The sequence below is a fragment of the Streptomyces pilosus genome (assembly GCF_014649835.1).
In the GTDB taxonomy this organism is placed as follows: domain Bacteria; phylum Actinomycetota; class Actinomycetes; order Streptomycetales; family Streptomycetaceae; genus Streptomyces; species Streptomyces pilosus.
Map to the genome: position 1 here is coordinate 181356 of NZ_BMTU01000003.1, position 16390 is coordinate 197745.

Here is a 16390-nt window from a genome sequence, read left to right on the forward strand (position 1 = left end):
ACCCGGCCCCGGGGCGTCACGCGATGTTTCACGTGGAACAAGCCGGGCCACATTTTCCCCATGACCGTCCGACCCGTGGTCAAGCGCACCGCCCGAGCCGTCCTGCTGGACGGCGAGCACCTGATCCTGATCAAGCGCACCAAACCCGGCATGGATCCGTACTGGGTCACCCCGGGCGGCGGGGTGGAGCCCGGGGACTCGACCGTCGTGGACGCCCTGCACCGTGAGGTGTACGAGGAACTCGGTGCGAAGATCGCCGATGTGGTGCCCTGTTTCGTCGACACCGTGGAACACATCGGCGAGGACGGCGGCGCCACCGGGGTGAAGGTGCAGCACTTCTTCGTCTGCCGCCTGGAGTCCATGGACCTGTCCCTACGGCACGGTCCGGAGGTCGACGAACCCATCGGCGAGTACGAGATCGTCCACGTGCCGTTCACCCGTGTCGGCATCGCCTCCGTCCATCTCGTGCCGCTGTCCCTGCGGCACTATCTGGACGGCAACATCGAGGGCGTGCGCGCCATGCACGCACCCGATCTGGGCTGACCCGCTTGGCCGAAAGCCCGCACGAGTCTGCTCAATCGGGTGGACGCCGCAGCCTCCCGTCGGACAGCCTGACCTGCGTGTCGACACCTTCCCTTGACTCCCTGCCCATCCGCCGTCTGACGCTCCGCGATCTCACCGCCTGCGCCGACTTGTCCGAGGACCGGGGGTGGCCACGGGAGGAGCACAAGTGGGGTCTCCTCCTCGCGGCCGGGAAGGGCTACGGCATCGACGACCCCGGCGGTGGTCTGGTGGCCGCCTGCGTCGTCACCGCGTACGGACCGCAGGAGCAGCCCTCTCTCGCGGCCATCGGCATGGTCCTGGTCGCCGGTCGGTACGCGCGCCGGGGTGTGGGACGCCGGTTGATGCGCCATGTCGTCGCCGCGATGGGCACCACTCCTCTCACCCTGCACGCCACCGAGTTCGGCCGGCCGCTCTACGAGGAGCTCGGGTTCAAGACCACCGGCCGTGCCGAGATGCTGCGGGGCCGCTTCGTTCCCCCGGCCGTCCTGCCGGAGGTCGCCACCCGTGCCGCCACCGCGGAGGACCTGCCGGCGATCCTCCGGCTCGACGAGGAAGTGTTCGGAGCGGACCGGACACACATCGTCACCCGGCTGCCCGCCTTCGCCGACCTGCTGCGCGTCGCCGAGGCGGATGGGCGGCTGACCGGCTACGCGGCTGCCTGGCCCAACATGGACACCCATGTGGTGGGACCGCTGATCGCCCGTGACACCGAGACCGCCAAGGCGCTCATCGCCTCGCTCGCCGCGCACACCGGCCGGCCGCTGCGCACCGACATCGACGTGCGGCACGGCGAGCTGCTGGGCTGGGCGAAGGAGCACGGGCTGGCGTCCGTGGCGTTCAACGCCGTCATGACGTACGGGATCACGGAGCTGCCCGGGGACGGGAGCCGGCGGTTCGCCCCGGTGACGGTCGCGGCGGGCTGACACGGGCGACAGCGCGATGCCGGCCCCGTGACCGGGGCCGGCATCGCGCTGTGTGTACGGCCTTCGTCAGACGAGGGAGGCCACGGCGGCCGTGGCGAAGGCGTGGTCCTGCTCCGGGGCACCGCCGCCGACACCGATCGCACCGATCAGCCGGCCGTCGCGCCGGACCGGCACCCCGCCGGCGATGAACAGCAGCGGCCGGTCGAGTGCGGTGGGCAGGGTGTGGAAGAGGCCACCGGGCTGTACGGCATCCACCAGTTCGGTGGTGGGTGCGTTCAGCTGGAGCGCGGTGTACGCCTTGCGGGTGCTGGTCTCCCCCGAGATCAGCACCGCGCGGTCGTCCCGGCGGAAGGTCAGCAGGTGCCCGCCGGCGTCGAGCACGGTGACGCTGACGGTGACCCCGGCCGCTTCGGCGGCCTCGCGTGCGGCCGTGACGAGGTGCTCGGCGTCCGCGGTGGTCAGGGGGGCGACAGCGGTGGCGGTGTGCATGGGGTTTCTCCTTGCGGTGCGGGGGGTGTCGGTCGTTGCGGGGGCGGCGCGGGAGTGCGGGGACGGCCCCGCACTGCCGGTGCCGGGAGTCAGTGAGTGATCGCGGTCGGCCGCTCGGTGGATACGGGCTCACCGGGCGCGGTACCGGGCGCTTCTGTGCGGCGTTCGAGAGCGGCCGAGACGAAGGCGAGCACCAGGGCGGCCGCGGCGAGGGCGGCACCGACCCAGTTGGGAGCCGTGTAGCCCAGCCCGGCGGCGATCACCAGCCCGCCGAGCCAGGCGGACAGCGCGTTGCCGAGGTTGAAGGCGCCGATGTTGAGGGCCGAGGCCAGGGTGGGGGCACCGTGGGCCTGGTCCAGGACCCGCTTCTGCAGCGGCGGCACCGTGGCGAACCCCAGGGCTCCGACCAGGGTGATGGTGACGGCGGCGGCGAGTTTGTGGTGCGCGGTCAGGGTGAAGAGCGCGAGGACGACGGCGAGGGCGCCCAGGGACACGTACAGCATGGGCATCAGGGCGCGGTCGGCGTACCGGCCGCCGACGATGTTGCCGCCGACCATGCCGAGGCCGAAGAGGACGAGCAGCCAGGTGACGGAGCCGTCGGCGAAGCCGGCGACCTGCGTCATCATCGGCGCGATGTAGGTGATCGCGGCGAAGACCCCGCCGAAACCGAGGACCGTCATCGCCATGGCGAGCAGCACCTGGGCGTTCTTCAGGGCGGCCAGCTCGTGGCGCAGGCGTACGCCCTCGGGCTTGGGCATGTCGGGGACGAGTTTGGCGACACCGGCCAGGCCGACGACGCCGAGGGCGGCGACGATGCCGAAGGTGACGCGCCAGCCGGCGGACTGGCCGACGAGCGTGCCCAGCGGGACGCCGACGACGTTGGCGACGGTCAGTCCGGTGAACATCGAGGCGATGGCTCCCGCCCGCTTGTCCGGAGCGACGAGATCGGCCGCGACGACCGAGCCGATGCCGAAGAAGGCGCCGTGGGTCAGGGAGGCGACCACCCGTCCGGTCAGCATGAGGCCGAAGGACGGAGCCAGGGCCGAGAGGAGGTTCCCGACGACGAACAGTCCCATCAGCAGCATCAGCATCCGCTTGCGCGAGATCCTGGTGCCGAGCGCGGTCATCACCGGGGCGCCGAGCATGACGCCCAGCGCGTAGCCGGTGACCAGGTAGCCGGCGGTGGGGATGGAGACACCGAAGTCGGCCGCGACCTCGGGCAGCAAGCCCATGATCACGAACTCCGTGGTTCCGATCCCGAAGGCCCCGATCGCGAGGGCCACGAGCGCGAGAGGCATGGCGGTAACAGACCTTCCAACGATTGCGTGAGCGCTTTACGTGCTCAGACAATAGTTGCATGCGCGGGTTAGTTGCAAGCGACGTCTATTGCGGACGTGCTCTACCCTGGTGTGCAGGAGCTCCTGGACGGAGGAATGGCCCATGACAGCCAAGGACCCAGCACTCACCGCCCTCGCTCAGGGGTGGTGCGCACTCTCCCTGCTGCACGGGAGGATCGAGGCCCACATCGAGCGCGCCCTCCAGGCCCGTCACGACCTGAGCGTGCGGGAGTACTCCCTGCTCGACGTCCTGAGCCGTCAGCATGACGACGAGGGCGGTCACCTGCAGATGAAGCAGGTCGCCGACGCTGTCGTTCTCAGCCAGAGCGCCACCACCCGCCTGGTCACCCGGCTCGAGGACCGCGGGCTCCTGGAGCGCTATCTGTGCCCCACCGACCGGCGGGGCATCTACACCAATGTCACCGAAGCGGGTCTCGAGCTGCTGGAAGCGGCACGGCCGACCAATGACGCCGCCCTGCGGGAGGCCCTCGACGCAGCCGCGGGCAACCCGGAGCTGGCCCCGCTGGTCAGGGCCGTGGAAACCCTGAAGGCCCCTGTGCCCGCCTAGAGTGCGGGCATGGGAGATCTTGAGATACGGGCCGCGGTCGCCGACGACCTTCCCGCGATCGTCGGCATGCTCGCGGACGACCCCCTGGGTGCGCAGCGCGAGTCGCCGGACGACCTCGTCCCCTATGCGACCGCCCTGGAGCGGCTCAGCACCGATCCGAACCAGCACCTGGTCGTCGCGGTCCGCGAGGGACGCGTCGTCGGCACGCTGCAGCTGACGATCGTTCCGGGACTGTCCCGCCGCGGCTCCACGCGCTCCATCGTCGAAGGTGTCCGCGTCCACGCGGATGAGCGCGGCAGTGGCCTGGGCACCCGGCTCATCGAGTGGGCGATCGAAACGTCCCGCCACGAGGGCTGCCGACTCGTCCAGTTGACGTCCGACAACACCCGCACCGATGCCCATCGGTTCTACGAGCGGCTCGGCTTCACGGCCTCCCATGTGGGATTCAAGCTGCCGCTGTGACACCCCCGTGGGGCCGTGTTCCACGTGAAACACGGCTCCCCGGGGAGCGGTGACGCAGTGTCAGCCGATGCCTCGCCACCCCTCGGGGTCCACTCCGCCCGGCACCGGGCTCCCCTCCTCGTACGGCTGGCGCGTGAACACGAACGAGCCGACGTCGAGATGGCTCACCGCTCCGTCCGGCCGCCGTACGGGCATCAGGTGCTCACCGGCGTAGTACCCCTCCAGGCCTGTCCACGTCCCGTCCCCGTTCGCGCGGAAACGTGAGCGACGCCCCTTCCCGGACAGCGGCTCCAGGGAGACGAGACCGTCGGCGGTGAGCCTGAGGGCGAAGGCGTACGTGCCCCAGTACCACTGGCCCACCAGCTCCAGCGACGCGGGATCCGCCTCGCGCAACGGCTTCCAGGGCGCGGGGACGCGCGGTTCCGCCTGGGCGACGATCCCGACCAGGTCGGCGGCGATCGTGAACGGCGCGGGCCCGGACGTGCAGTTGGCGAGCACGACCGCACTCACGTCGTCCGCCATGCTGGTCGTCAGGCAGGCGAGGAAGCCCGGGAGCGATCCGGTGTGCCCGACGAGAGCCCGTCCCTTCTGGTGACGGAGCTCCAGGCCCAGACAGTACGCGTAGCCGTCGGTCACGTCCGTCGCCTCGGCCGGTGCCGCCGGCGTCCTCATCTCCCGCAGCGACTCCACGCCCAGCACCTTCTCGTCCCCCCGGGCCAGGAAGGCCGCGAAGCGCGCCAGGTCACCCGCTGTGGACCACAGTTGCCCGGCGGGTGCCATCAGGCCGAGGTCCTCCAGAGGTTCGGGCAGCATCACGTCCGCCCACGGATGCACCGCCCAGCCACCCGCGTGCGGCGCGACCGGGCCCGTGCTCGTACGCTCCAGGCCCAGCGGCTCGAGCACCTCCCGTCGCAGGACGTCCTCCCAGCGGGCACCCCGGAGCTTCGCGACCAGGGCGCCGAGCAACGCGTATCCGGGGTTCGAGTAGTGGAAGCGCCTGCCCTTGGGATGTACCAGCGGCCGCGGACCCAGCACCTCGTCCAGGTCCGTCCGAAGCGCCCCGGGCGTCCGCTCCCACCAGGGTCCCGGCGTCTCCGCGGCCAGCCCGCCGCTGTGCGAGAGCAGCTCGGCGACGGTCACCTCGCCCACACCCGTTCCCGGCAGGTGTTTCTCCAACGGGTCGGAGAGCTCCAGCACGCCCTCGTCGCGCAGCCGCAGCACCAGAACAGCCGTGAACGTCTTGGTGATCGACCCGATCCGGTACTGCACGTCCTCGTCCGGGGCATGCCCCTCCATCGAGGTCCGTGCCCCGGTCCACACCGTCCTCCCGCCCCGCACCACGGCCGCGACCAGCGAAGGCGTCCGTCCTTCGCTCTGCGCCACGGCGATCCGGTGCAGCAGGGCACGCCGCGTTCCGGGCAGCAGCTCTTCCTCAGCGATCGTCATGCCCCCAGTCCAGCACGGCCGGCGGACGGGCGGTGGTGACCGGTGGGGGCTCACCGCTCGTGACTGTCCACCGTGCCCGACCCGCGGGAGGGGGGCCGCTTGCCCGCACCCACCGCCTGCACCACGCTGAACACCGAGCATGAGGACCACCGGCGAGCCCGGACCGCACGCAGCGATGAGTTTCCCGCGCCGCACCGGTCTGTACGCCGGACACCCACGGACGGAAGGCCGGCTTGTGCGAAGACTTGTCTACGGCATGAACCTGAGTGTGGACGGCTACATCGCCGCGGCCGGCGACGACATCGGCTGGAGCGGGCCGCCGAGCGACGAACTGTTCCAGTGGTGGCTCGACCACGAGCAGGCGAGTTCCCTGTCGCTGTACGGACGCAAGCTGTGGGAGACGATGAGCTCCCACTGGCCGACCGGCGACCAGCAGCCCGACGCCACCCCGGCGGAGATCGAGTTCGCGTGCAACTGGCGGGACACGCCGAAAGTGGTGTTCTCCTCGACGATCGACCAGGTGGACTGGAACGCCCGCCTGGTCACCGGCGACGCGATCGCCGAGATCACCCGGCTCAAAGCCGAGGACGGCGGCCCGATGAACATCGGCGGCGCGACGCTCGCCGGGGCGGCCATGCGCGCCGGGCTGATCGACGAGTACGTGATCGCCACGCATCCGGTCCTGGTCGGCGGCGGCACGCCGTTCTTCACCGCGGTGGACAGCTGGGTGAAGCTGCGCCTGGTGGAGACGCGGACGTTCCCCGGCGGCGTGGCCCTGACCAGGTACGAGACGAGGCGCTGAGCAGCTTCCCGAGCCCCGCGACAACCGGTCAGGTCTGCGCCATGTCCACGAAGCGTGAGTAGTGGCCCTGGAAGGCGACCGTGATCGTCGCCGTCGGGCCGTTTCGGTGCTTCGCCACGATGAGGTCCGCCTCACCGGCACGCGGGGACTCCTTCTCGTAGGCGTCCTCACGGTGCAGCAGGATGACCATGTCGGCGTCCTGCTCGATGGAACCGGACTCACGCAGGTCGGAGACCATCGGCTTCTTGTCGGTGCGCTGCTCGGGGCCACGGTTCAGCTGGGAGAGCGCGATCACCGGGATCTCCAGCTCCTTGGCGAGCAGCTTGAGGTTACGGGACATGTCCGAGACCTCCTGCTGACGGCTCTCGGACCGCTTGGATCCGCCGGCCTGCATCAGCTGGAGGTAGTCGATGACGACGAGCTTGAGATCATTGCGCTGCTTCAGGCGACGGCACTTGGCGCGGATCTCCATCATCGACAGGTTCGGCGAGTCGTCGATGTAGAGCGGCGCCGCGGAGACGTCCGGCATGCGGCGCGCCAGGCGCGTCCAGTCCTCGTCGGTCATCGTGCCGGAACGCATGTGGTGCAGTGCTACGCGCGCCTCGGCGGAGAGCAGGCGCATCGCGATCTCGTTGCGCCCCATCTCCAGCGAGAAGATGACGCTGGGCAGGTTGTTCTTGATGGACGCGGCCCGGGCGAAGTCCAGGGCGAGCGTCGACTTGCCCATCGCGGGACGGGCGGCGATGACGATCATCTGCCCGGGGTGCAGGCCGTTGGTGAGCGAGTCGAAGTCGGTGAACCCGGTGGGCACCCCGGTCATCTCACCGCTGCGCGAGCCGATCGCCTCGATCTCGTCGAGGGCGCCCTCCATGATGTCGCCGAGCGGCAGGTAGTCCTCACTGGTGCGCTGCTCGGTGACGGCGTAGATCTCCGCCTGGGCACGGTTGACGATCTCGTCCACGTCGTCGTCGGCCGCGTATCCCATCTGGGTGATGCGCGTCCCCGCCTCGACCAGCCGGCGCAGCACGGCGCGCTCGTGCACGATCTCCGCGTAGTACGCCGCGTTCGCCGCCGTGGGGACGGTCTGGACGAGGGTGTGCAGATACGACGCCCCGCCCACCTTGTTGATCTCGCCGCGCTTGGTCAGTTCCGCGGCGATCGTGATGGGGTCGGCCGGCTCACCCTTGGCGTAGACGTCCAGGATGGCGGTGTAGACGGTCTCGTGGGCCGGCTTGTAGAAGTCATGGCCCTTGAGGATCTCGACCACGTCGGCGATGGCGTCCTTGGACAGCAGCATGCCGCCCAGGACGGACTGCTCCGCCACGAGGTCCTGGGGCGGCACTCTCTCGAACGCGGAGCCGCCACCGTCCCACTCTCCGCTGTCCCGGCCCCGCTCGTGCTGTTCACCGCGGCCGGTGCCGCGGTCGTCCCGACGGCGGGAGGCGGGCAGACGATCACTGGGACCGCTGTCGGCCCACGGGTCGTCCAAGGGCTCGGAAATGCTCACCGAGCCACCTCCTCCCGTCCGCCGAGCGGACCTCGCCGTGCCCCTCAGTTCTACGGCACGGCACTGACAAATAAGAGGCCCAACTCCGGTTGACGCGCGCCGGTTTTGTGACGTTTGCAGAACCGGCGGACGGAGCGGGCGCCGGATAACCGTAGGCCCGTCGGCACCGTCAGCCAATCTGGTTATCCACAGGCCATGTGGACGACTGGCCCATTGCTGTGGAGAACTGCTCCAAACCTGTGCACGAGCCGGTGGACAGCCCTGTGAACAAGCCCGGCACCCTCTGCCACGCAAGCCCGTGACCTGCCCTTTTGCCGTCCACGGGCTGTGCAGAAGAAAAACTTCCCCAGTCGGATCAAGATCGGCGCATGGGGTGTACGCAAGCCCACACCCTGAGCCACTGAGTAAGGGTCCCCAGGGCTTTGCATCTCTTACCTGTGGACGATTAGATTGGTGCACATGACACAGGCCCCCGCGCGCCCGAAAGCCGCACGCCGGCAGCACGACCGAGAGATCGTCCTGCTGGCCGTTCCGGCCTTCGGCGCCCTCGTCGCCGAGCCCCTGTTCGTCATGGCCGACAGCGCCATCGTCGGCCATCTCGGCACGGCGCAGCTCGCCGGTCTCGGCGTCGCCTCGGCCCTCCTCATGACCGCCGTCAGCGTCTTCGTCTTCCTGGCCTACGCCACCACCGCCGCCGTCGCCCGGCGGGTCGGAGCCGGTGACCTGGCGTCGGCCATCCGCCAGGGCATGGACGGCATCTGGCTGGCACTGCTGCTCGGCGCCGCCGTGGTGGCCGTCCTCCTGCCCACGGCGCCCGCCGTCGTGGACCTCTTCGGCGCCTCAGAGACAGCGGCTCCCTACGCGATCACATATCTGCGGATCTCCACCCTCGGCATACCGGCCATGCTCGTCGTACTCGCCGCGACCGGTGTCCTGCGGGGCCTTCAGGACACCAAGACCCCCCTGTACGTCGCCGTCGGCGGCTTCGTCGCCAACGGCGTCCTCAATGTCGTCCTCGTCTACGGCGCCGGACTCGGGATCGCGGGATCCGCCTGGGGCACGGTCATCGCGCAATTCAGCATGGCCGCGGTCTACCTGGCCGTGGTGCTCCGCGGAGCGCGCAGACACGGGGCCTCACTGCGTCCCGACGCCGCCGGGATCCGGGCCTCCGCCCAGGCAGGCGTCCCCCTGCTGGTGCGCACCCTCTCCCTCCGGGCCATCCTGATGATCGCGACAGCCGTCGCCGCACGTCTGGGCGACTCCGACATCGCTGCCCACCAGATCATCCTCTCCCTGTGGAGCCTGCTCGCTTTCGCCCTAGACGCCATCGCCATCGCCGGGCAGGCGATCATCGGCCGCTACCTGGGGGCCGGCGACACCGAGGGCGCCCGTGAGGTCTGCCGTCGCATGGTCCAGTGGGGCATCGCGGCCGGTGTCGTTCTCGGCATCGTGGTGATCCTCGCCCGGCCGGCGTTCCTGCCCCTCTTCACCAGCGACGCCACGGTCAAGGACGCGGCCTTGCCTGCCCTGGTGCTGGTGGCTCTGTCCCAGCCGATCTGCGGCATCGTCTTCGTCCTGGACGGCGTGCTGATGGGTGCGGGCGACGGGCCGTACCTGGCCTGGGCGATGCTGGTGACCCTGGCCGTGTTCACTCCGGTGGCGCTGCTGGTCCCCGCGCTCGGGGGCGGGCTCACCGCTCTGTGGGCGACGATGACCCTCATGATGACCGTGCGGATGCTGACCCTGTGGTTCCGCACCCGCTCGGGCCGCTGGATCGTCACGGGCGCGGCCCGCTGACCGATTCGCTGCACGTTTCACGTGAAACAGCCATGGGGCCGCACCTGAAAGGTGCGGCCCCATGGACTCACTGCATCAGCGAGCTCGGCACTCAGCCGGCGACGACCTCGATGTTGACCTTGGCGTCAACCTCGGGGTGCAGACGCACGGACGTCTCGTGGGCGCCCAGCGTCTTGATCGGCGCGCCCAGCTCGATGCGGCGCTTGTCGACCTCGGGACCACCGGCGGCCTTGATCGCGGAAGCGATGTCGGCCGGCGTGACGGAGCCGAAGAGACGACCGGCGTCGCCGGAGCGGACGGCCAGGCGAACCTTGACGCCCTCGAGCTGGGCCTTCACCTGGTTGGCCTGCTCGATGGTCTGGATCTCGTGGATCTTGCGAGCACGACGGATCTGCTCGACGTCCTTCTCGCCGCCCTTGGTCCAGCGGATCGCGAGCTTCCGCGGAACCAGGTAGTTGCGAGCGTAACCGTCCTTGACGTCGACGACGTCGCCCGCGGCACCGAGGCCGGAGACCTCGTGGGTGAGGATGATCTTCATGAGTCGGTCACCCTTCCCTTATCGCGCAGTGGAGGTGTAGGGCAGCAGCGCCATCTCACGGCTGTTCTTGACGGCCGTGGCGACGTCACGCTGGTGCTGCGTGCAGTTGCCGGTCACGCGACGGGCACGGATCTTGCCACGGTCGGAAATGAACTTCCGCAGCATGTTCGTGTCCTTGTAGTCCACGTACGTGACCTTGTCCTTGCAGAATGCGCAGACCTTCTTCTTAGGCTTGCGCACAGGCGGCTTCGCCATGATGTTTCTCCTGTGTGATCAAGAAGTGTGGGTACGGCCCACCTAGAAGGGGGGCTCGTCCGAGTAGCCGCCGCCCTGCTGGCCGCCGCCGGAGCCACCGCCCCAGCCGCCGCCACCGCCCTGCTGGCCACCGGCGGGAGCGCCGGTCGCCCACGGGTCGTCGGCCGGAGCGCCGCCGCCCTGCTGGCCGCCACCGGGGCCGCCGCCCCAGCCGCCGCCACCCTGGCCGCCACCGCCGCCCTGGCCACCGCCGTATCCACCCTGGCCACCGCGGCCGGTGGTCTTGGTGACCTTGGCCGTGGCGTTGCGCAGGCTGGCGCCGACTTCCTCGACGTCCAGCTCGTAGACCGTGCGCTTGACGCCCTCACGGTCCTCGTAGGACCGCTGCTTCAGCCGGCCCTGCACGATGACGCGCATGCCTCGCTGGAGCGACTCGGCGACGTTCTCCGCCGCCTGACGCCAGACCGAGCAGGTCAGGAACAGGCTCTCGCCGTCCTTCCACTCGTTCGTCTGACGGTCGAAGGTGCGGGGGGTCGACGCGACACGGAACTTCGCGACGGCCGCACCGGACGGGGTGAAGCGCAGCTCGGGGTCGTCGACAAGATTGCCGACGACCGTGATGACGGTCTCGCCTGCCATGGGGGAACCTCTCGGCGGGTTTGCTGCTTGGCTGCTTGTGCTGCTACTCGGATCCCGGGATCAGCTGAGCTGAAGGGCTCAGTGGGTCTCGGGACGGAGGACCTTGGTCCGGAGGACCGACTCGTTCAGGTTCATCTGGCGGTCGAGCTCCTTGACGACCGCAGGCTCGGCCTGCAGGTCGATGACCGAGTAGATGCCCTCGGGCTTCTTCTTGATCTCGTACGAGAGACGACGACGGCCCCAGGTGTCGACCTTCTCGACCTTTCCGCCGCCGTCACGGACGACAGAAAGGAAGTTCTCGATCAGCGGGGAGACAGAACGCTCCTCGAGATCGGGGTCGAGGATGACCATCACCTCGTAGTGACGCATGTGGAACCCACCTCCTTTGGACTCAGCGGCCACGGTCGTTCCGTGGCAGGAGGGTCGTGATGCGTTGCGCAACGATGCCTGTCAGTAAAACAGCCGCCACTGACAATCGAGCCGGGCGGCGGATTCCAGACCGGCCGGGAGGAGCGTGGCCCTTCCCTGCCTCCGTCTGGCTCTGTCCGGACAGACACCGGTGCAGACGCTACAGAGTACCCGCACAGCGCCTTCCGGTTGAAATCCGGGCGGGAGGACCGTCAATCTGGACACATCGGGTGTGTACGGCGCTACGATCCGCCGCCTTTCGCAGGAGGTGCCCCATGGCACAGGCATTGCGACCCAACACCGCCGGAGGCCTTTTCGCCACCGACGGCAAGCCCCACCCGCTCCAGGACACCCTCCTCGCGGTGACCCTGGTGCTGGGCATCACGGCCTTCGTCACGGCGATGTTCCACCATCTGCACCTGGTCAGTTCCTGGACCGGCCTGGTGGGCATCCTCACCGGCGCGTACGGCCAGTGGATCTCGTCGACGACGCGGGGGCGCTTCGGTCTCGTCCTGGGCCTCGGCGCCTCGGCGGTCGGGTTCTTCCTCGGCATGGCACACGGTGGTCTCTTCGGCGGCGTCCTCGACTGACACCGGGCACCACCCTTCGTGAACATCGCCGGACGCCCCGGCCGGACCCGAGCCGGGGCGAAGGTCCCGTGCGCCCAACCGGGGCGCCCCCGAGGCGCAGTAGGCTTCGCGCGAGAGCCGGAGCCCCTGAACCCATGGGGACACACCAGCCCGAGGAGCGCCCCGAATGAGCCTGACCCTGAGGACCATCAGCCGAGAGCAGCATCTGGCGTACATCCAGAGCCTGCCGTCGGCGAGTCACATGCAGGTCCCGGCGTGGGCCGACGTCAAGGCGGAGTGGCGCTCGGAGAACCTCGGCTGGTTCGACGACCGGACCGGTGAGATGGTCGGCGCCGGCCTCGTCCTCTACCGTCAGCTGCCCAAGATCAAGCGCTACCTCGCCTATCTGCCCGAGGGTCCGGTCATCAACTGGTTCGCGCCGAACCTCCAGGAGTGGATGGAGCCGATGCTCGCCCACCTGAAGCAGCAGGGCGCGTTCTCGGTGAAGATGGGGCCGCCGGTGATCATCCGGCGCTGGGAGGCCCCGACCATCAAGAAGGGCATCCAGGACCAGGACGTGAAGCGCCTGCGCGACCTGGAGGCCGACTTCATCGAGCCGCGCGCCTTCGAGGTCGCCGACAAGCTGCGCCGTATGGGCTGGCAGCAGGGCGAGGACGGCGGTGCCGGTTTCGGTGACGTCCAGCCCCGCTACGTCTACCAGGTGCCGCTGGCCAACCGTTCCCTGGAAGAGGTCCACAAGAACTTCAACCAGCTGTGGCGCCGCAACATCAAGAAGGCGGAGAAGGCCGGCGTCGAGGTCGTCCAGGGCGGTTACGACGACCTGCCCGAGTGGCAGCGGCTGTACGAGATCACGGCGGTGCGCGACCACTTCCGGCCCCGCCCGCTGTCGTACTTCCAGCGCATGTGGTCGGCCCTCAACACCGAGGACCCCAACCGCATGCGGCTGTACTTCGCCCGCCACAACGGCGTGAACCTCTCCGCGGCGACGATGCTGATCGTCGGCGGGCACGTCTGGTACTCCTACGGCGCCTCCGACAACATCGGCCGTGAGGTCCGGCCTTCGAACGCGATGCAGTGGCGGATGCTGCGCGACGCCTACGCGCTCGGCGCCACCGTCTACGACCTGCGCGGCATCTCCGACTCGCTGGACGAGACCGACCACCTCTTCGGGCTGATCCAGTTCAAGGTGGGCACCGGTGGCCAGGCGGCCGAGTACCTCGGCGAGTGGGACTTCCCGCTGAACAAGCTGCTCCACAAGGCGCTCGACATCTACATGTCGCGCCGCTGACCGGCTCGTCGTCACGCTCTTCGCCGGCGCGCCCCCGAGGGCCGCGTCGGCTCCCCTACCTTTGATACACCGCAGCCACCAGAAAGGTTCCAGGTCCGGCCATGGCGCTCACGCTTTACGTCGACACCGCGCGCTGGCGGGCGCATCACAAGCACGTGCAGGAGCAGTTCCCGGGACTGGTCCCGGTCTGCAAGGGCAACGGCTACGGCTTCGGCCACGAGCGCCTCGCCGAGGAGGCCACCCGGCTGGGCTCGGACGTCCTCGCCGTCGGCACGACGTACGAGGCGGCCCGGATCAAGGACTGGTTCGGCGGGGACCTGCTGGTGCTGACGCCGTACCGGCGGGGTGAGGAGCCGGTGCCGCTGCCGGACCGGGTCATCCGCTCGGTGTCGTCGGTCGACGGCGTGTACGGCCTGGTCGGTGCCCGGGTCGTCATCGAGGTGATGTCCTCGATGAAGCGTCACGGCATCAGCGAGCAGGACCTGCCCCAGCTGCACTCCGCGATAGAGAACGTACGGCTGGAGGGCTTCGCCATCCACCTGCCGCTGGACCGCACGGACGGCTCCGACGCCGTCGAGGAGGTCATCGGCTGGATGGACCGCCTGCGGGCGGCCCGCCTCCCGCTGCACACGATGTTCGTCAGCCACCTCAAGGCCGACGAACTCGCCCGGTTGCAGCAGCAGTTCCCGCAGACCCGCTTCCGTGCCCGGATCGGCACCCGGCTGTGGCTCGGCGACCACGAGGCGACCGAGTACCGGGGCGCGGTTCTGGACGTCACGCGCGTCACCAAGGGGGACCGGTTCGGGTACCGGCAGCAGAAGGCCGCCTCCGACGGCTACCTGGTGGTCGTGGCGGGCGGTACGTCGCACGGGGTGGGCCTGGAGGCCCCCAAGGCCCTGCACGGCGTCATGCCGCGCGCCAAGGGCGTCGCCCGGGCGGGTCTCGCCACGGTCAACCGGAACCTCTCGCCGTTCGTCTGGGGCGGCAAGCAGCGCTGGTTCGCCGAGCCCCCGCACATGCAGGTGTCGATCCTGTTCGTCCCGTCCGACGCACCGGAGCCGACGGTCGGTGAGGAACTGGTGGCTCACCTCCGGCACACCACCACCCAGTTCGACCGGCTCGTCGACCGCTGACAGCGAGAAGGCCGGGCACGGAGGATCCTCCGTGCCCGGCCTTCTCCGTGCTCGAACGGACGTCACTCCGCGAGCTGTTCGCTCAGAGCGAACCCCCTGTGGCGCCCGTCCTGCCCCATTCCACCCGGGGCCCTTCGAAGTGGGCCACGTGCCGCGCGGGACGGTGTGCGGGGCCGAGCACGAAGACGTCCTCGGCGCCGTCGAGCACCCCGCCCGACGGGTCGTCGTCACCGGACCGGCGCACCGGATCCCTCTCCGGCATCAGGATGTCGCGCACGACCATGACACACAGGTAGAGCGTCCCCAGCAGGTGGATCCCGATGGCCCAGTGGTAGCCGTCGGCGGGCAGGCCCTTGTGGGCGTCGCCGCTGGTCGTGTACGCGAGGTACATCCAGATGCCCAGGAAGTACGCCACCTCACAGGCCTGCCAGACGAGGAAGTCACGCCACTTCGGCCGGGCGAGGGCCGCCAGCGGCACCAGCCACAGGACGTACTGCGGTGAGTACACCTTGTTGGTGAGGATGAACGCCGCGACGATCAGGAAGGCCAGCTGGGCGAACCGCGGCCGGCGGGGAGCCATGAGCGCCAGGGCGGCGACACCCGCGCAGCACAGCAGCATCAGCAGGGTGGCCAGGGTGTTCACGGTGTCCGTGCTCAGCGGATCGTCCGAGTTCTGCGCCATGATCAGCCAGAAGGACCCGAAGTCGACACCCCGTTCCTGGCTGAAGGTGTAGAACTTCGACCAGCCCTCGAAGGCGAAGAGCATCACGGGGCCGTTCACGACGATCCAGGCGACCGCCGCGCCGGCGAGGGCCGTGCCGTACTGCCGCCACCTGCCCGCCCGCCAGCACAGCACCAGCAGCGGCCCGAGCAACAGCACGGGGTAGAGCTTGGCGGCCGTGGCGAGGCCCAGGAGGAGGCCGAACGCCAGGGAACGGCCTCGCGACCACATCAGCATCGCGGCGGCCGTCAGAGCGACCGCCAGCAGGTCCCAGTTGATGGTCGCGGTCAGCGCGAAGGCGGGAGCCAGGGCGACCAGCAGACCGTCCCAGGGGCGCCGGGCGTGCGTGCGGGTCACGCAGACGGCGATGACGGCCGCGCAGGCCATGAGCATCCCGGCATTGACCATCCAGTACCACTGTTCCTGGTCCTGGATGCTGCCACTGCCAGGGGTGAGCCAGGCGGCCACCTCCATGAACACGCCGGTCAGCACCGGGTACTCGAGGTACTGCATGTCCCCGGGGAGGCGGTCGAAGTACGGCACCAGTCCGTCGGCGAAGCCGCGCCCCTGGTAGAGGTGGGGGATGTCCGAGTAACAGGCGTGCGTGTACTGGGAAGTCGCGCCGAAGAACCAGCCGCCGTTGTAGCAGGGCGCCTTCTGCACGAGGCCGAGGGCGAACATGCCGATCGCCACGAGCGCGATCACCCGTACCGGGGTCCACCAGGATCTGCCGGGCAGGACGCGCCGCCCGAGCGGTCCGCCGATCAGCTCACTGCCTGCCGCGGCGACCCGGTCCTCCTGGGTCGGCCGCACGGGCTCCGGCTCCTGGACGCTCGCTTGCGTCGATTCTCCACTGGGCATGCCGCACATCCTGCCGTACCCGGGGGCGGATACGCCGAGGGCCGCCGTACCCGGTGGGTACG

At 69.6% G+C, this 16390-nt stretch carries 18 protein-coding genes; 9 read left to right on the top strand and 9 right to left on the bottom strand.

What is annotated here, in order from left to right; genetic code table 11:
• Positions 1–60: 60 nt before the first annotated feature.
• Both IE118_RS09135 and IE118_RS09140 read left to right on the top strand, forming a co-directional pair.
• Positions 61–543, top strand: coding sequence for an NUDIX domain-containing protein (locus tag IE118_RS09135; protein ID WP_189557251.1), 483 nt, complete (start codon positions 61–63; stop codon positions 541–543).
• A gap of 77 nt (positions 544–620) precedes the next feature.
• Positions 621–1487: a GNAT family N-acetyltransferase gene (locus tag IE118_RS09140; RefSeq protein WP_189557252.1), complete on the top strand. Its 867-nt coding sequence runs from the start codon at positions 621–623 to the stop codon at positions 1485–1487.
• 66 nt (positions 1488–1553) lie between these two features.
• Here IE118_RS09140 and IE118_RS09145 read toward each other — a convergent pair whose 3' ends face one another.
• On the bottom strand, positions 1554–1976 hold the full coding sequence (locus IE118_RS09145; protein WP_189557253.1) for a GlcG/HbpS family heme-binding protein: 423 nt from the start codon (positions 1974–1976) through the stop codon (positions 1554–1556).
• Positions 1977–2065: 89 nt separating this feature from the next.
• Positions 2066–3274 (bottom strand): MFS transporter, encoded by a 1209-nt coding sequence (locus tag IE118_RS09150; RefSeq protein ID WP_189557254.1) that lies wholly within the window; start codon positions 3272–3274, stop codon positions 2066–2068.
• 142 nt (positions 3275–3416) lie between these two features.
• Between IE118_RS09150 and IE118_RS09155 the strand changes: the two genes are divergently transcribed.
• Complete coding sequence (locus IE118_RS09155) at positions 3417–3881, top strand: MarR family winged helix-turn-helix transcriptional regulator (protein WP_189557255.1); 465 nt, start codon at positions 3417–3419, stop codon at positions 3879–3881.
• A gap of 9 nt (positions 3882–3890) precedes the next feature.
• Positions 3891–4343 carry a GNAT family N-acetyltransferase gene (locus IE118_RS09160; RefSeq protein ID WP_189557256.1) on the top strand — a complete coding sequence of 151 codons (453 nt, stop codon included), beginning with the start codon at positions 3891–3893 and terminating at the stop codon, positions 4341–4343.
• A gap of 60 nt (positions 4344–4403) precedes the next feature.
• Here IE118_RS09160 and IE118_RS09165 read toward each other — a convergent pair whose 3' ends face one another.
• Positions 4404–5789, bottom strand: coding sequence for a serine hydrolase domain-containing protein (locus IE118_RS09165; RefSeq protein WP_189557257.1), 1386 nt, complete (start codon positions 5787–5789; stop codon positions 4404–4406).
• Positions 5790–6024: 235 nt separating this feature from the next.
• Between IE118_RS09165 and IE118_RS09170 the strand changes: the two genes are divergently transcribed.
• A complete protein-coding gene (locus IE118_RS09170) occupies positions 6025–6591 on the top strand; it encodes a dihydrofolate reductase family protein (RefSeq protein WP_189557258.1) in 567 nt (188 codons plus the stop codon).
• Positions 6592–6619: 28 nt separating this feature from the next.
• Here the strand turns inward: IE118_RS09170 and dnaB are convergent, their stop codons facing one another.
• Positions 6620–8098 (bottom strand): replicative DNA helicase, encoded by a 1479-nt coding sequence (dnaB, locus tag IE118_RS09175; RefSeq protein WP_189557259.1) that lies wholly within the window; start codon positions 8096–8098, stop codon positions 6620–6622.
• A gap of 459 nt (positions 8099–8557) precedes the next feature.
• Here dnaB and IE118_RS09180 point away from each other — a divergent pair, with 459 nt between their 5' ends.
• Complete coding sequence (locus IE118_RS09180) at positions 8558–9895, top strand: MATE family efflux transporter (protein ID WP_189557260.1); 1338 nt, start codon at positions 8558–8560, stop codon at positions 9893–9895.
• Between the two features lie 91 nt (positions 9896–9986).
• Here the strand turns inward: IE118_RS09180 and rplI are convergent, their stop codons facing one another.
• The 4 genes from rplI to rpsF form a co-directional block, all read right to left on the bottom strand.
• Positions 9987–10433, bottom strand: a complete 447-nt coding sequence (gene rplI, locus IE118_RS09185; protein WP_149547905.1) for a 50S ribosomal protein L9 — start codon at positions 10431–10433, stop codon at positions 9987–9989.
• An 18-nt stretch (positions 10434–10451) separates the two neighbouring features.
• Complete coding sequence (rpsR, locus tag IE118_RS09190; RefSeq protein WP_003949403.1) at positions 10452–10688, bottom strand: 30S ribosomal protein S18; 237 nt, start codon at positions 10686–10688, stop codon at positions 10452–10454.
• 42 nt (positions 10689–10730) lie between these two features.
• Positions 10731–11327 carry a single-stranded DNA-binding protein gene (locus tag IE118_RS09195; protein WP_189557261.1) on the bottom strand — a complete coding sequence of 199 codons (597 nt, stop codon included), beginning with the start codon at positions 11325–11327 and terminating at the stop codon, positions 10731–10733.
• A 78-nt stretch (positions 11328–11405) separates the two neighbouring features.
• Entirely contained in the window at positions 11406–11696 is a 291-nt protein-coding gene (rpsF, locus tag IE118_RS09200) for a 30S ribosomal protein S6 (RefSeq protein WP_019324683.1), read from the bottom strand.
• 314 nt (positions 11697–12010) lie between these two features.
• Between rpsF and IE118_RS09205 the strand changes: the two genes are divergently transcribed.
• The 3 genes from IE118_RS09205 (at position 12011) to IE118_RS09215 (ending at position 14746) form a co-directional block, all read left to right on the top strand.
• Positions 12011–12325, top strand: a complete 315-nt coding sequence (locus IE118_RS09205) for a hypothetical protein (RefSeq protein WP_189557262.1) — start codon at positions 12011–12013, stop codon at positions 12323–12325.
• Between the two features lie 166 nt (positions 12326–12491).
• Positions 12492–13613, top strand: a complete 1122-nt coding sequence (gene femX / locus IE118_RS09210) for a peptidoglycan bridge formation glycyltransferase FemX (protein ID WP_189557263.1) — start codon at positions 12492–12494, stop codon at positions 13611–13613.
• Positions 13614–13714: 101 nt separating this feature from the next.
• Positions 13715–14746: an alanine racemase gene (locus IE118_RS09215; protein WP_189557264.1), complete on the top strand. Its 1032-nt coding sequence runs from the start codon at positions 13715–13717 to the stop codon at positions 14744–14746.
• Positions 14747–14828: 82 nt separating this feature from the next.
• On the opposite strand, the gene IE118_RS09220 is transcribed toward IE118_RS09215, so the two are convergent.
• Positions 14829–16337, bottom strand: coding sequence for a glycosyltransferase family 87 protein (locus IE118_RS09220; protein WP_189557265.1), 1509 nt, complete (start codon positions 16335–16337; stop codon positions 14829–14831).
• Positions 16338–16390: the final 53 nt, after the last annotated feature.

What these genes read in the sequence shown, in the direction of transcription:
- IE118_RS09135 (WP_189557251.1), top strand. Translation starts at nt 61, where the DNA reads ATGACCGTCCGACCCGTGGTCAAGCGCACCGCCCGAGCCGTCCTGCTG.
- IE118_RS09145 (WP_189557253.1), bottom strand. Translation starts at nt 1,976, where the DNA reads ATGCACACCGCCACCGCTGTCGCCCCCCTGACCACCGCGGACGCCGAG.
- IE118_RS09150 (WP_189557254.1), bottom strand. Translation starts at nt 3,274, where the DNA reads ATGCCTCTCGCGCTCGTGGCCCTCGCGATCGGGGCCTTCGGGATCGGA.
- IE118_RS09155 (WP_189557255.1), top strand. Translation starts at nt 3,417, where the DNA reads ATGACAGCCAAGGACCCAGCACTCACCGCCCTCGCTCAGGGGTGGTGC.
- IE118_RS09160 (WP_189557256.1), top strand. Translation starts at nt 3,891, where the DNA reads ATGGGAGATCTTGAGATACGGGCCGCGGTCGCCGACGACCTTCCCGCG.
- IE118_RS09165 (WP_189557257.1), bottom strand. Translation starts at nt 5,789, where the DNA reads ATGACGATCGCTGAGGAAGAGCTGCTGCCCGGAACGCGGCGTGCCCTG.
- IE118_RS09180 (WP_189557260.1), top strand. Translation starts at nt 8,558, where the DNA reads ATGACACAGGCCCCCGCGCGCCCGAAAGCCGCACGCCGGCAGCACGAC.
- rplI (WP_149547905.1), bottom strand. Translation starts at nt 10,433, where the DNA reads ATGAAGATCATCCTCACCCACGAGGTCTCCGGCCTCGGTGCCGCGGGC.
- rpsR (WP_003949403.1), bottom strand. Translation starts at nt 10,688, where the DNA reads ATGGCGAAGCCGCCTGTGCGCAAGCCTAAGAAGAAGGTCTGCGCATTC.
- IE118_RS09195 (WP_189557261.1), bottom strand. Translation starts at nt 11,327, where the DNA reads ATGGCAGGCGAGACCGTCATCACGGTCGTCGGCAATCTTGTCGACGAC.
- rpsF (WP_019324683.1), bottom strand. Translation starts at nt 11,696, where the DNA reads ATGCGTCACTACGAGGTGATGGTCATCCTCGACCCCGATCTCGAGGAG.
- IE118_RS09205 (WP_189557262.1), top strand. Translation starts at nt 12,011, where the DNA reads ATGGCACAGGCATTGCGACCCAACACCGCCGGAGGCCTTTTCGCCACC.
- femX (WP_189557263.1), top strand. Translation starts at nt 12,492, where the DNA reads ATGAGCCTGACCCTGAGGACCATCAGCCGAGAGCAGCATCTGGCGTAC.
- IE118_RS09215 (WP_189557264.1), top strand. Translation starts at nt 13,715, where the DNA reads ATGGCGCTCACGCTTTACGTCGACACCGCGCGCTGGCGGGCGCATCAC.
- IE118_RS09220 (WP_189557265.1), bottom strand. Translation starts at nt 16,337, where the DNA reads ATGTGCGGCATGCCCAGTGGAGAATCGACGCAAGCGAGCGTCCAGGAG.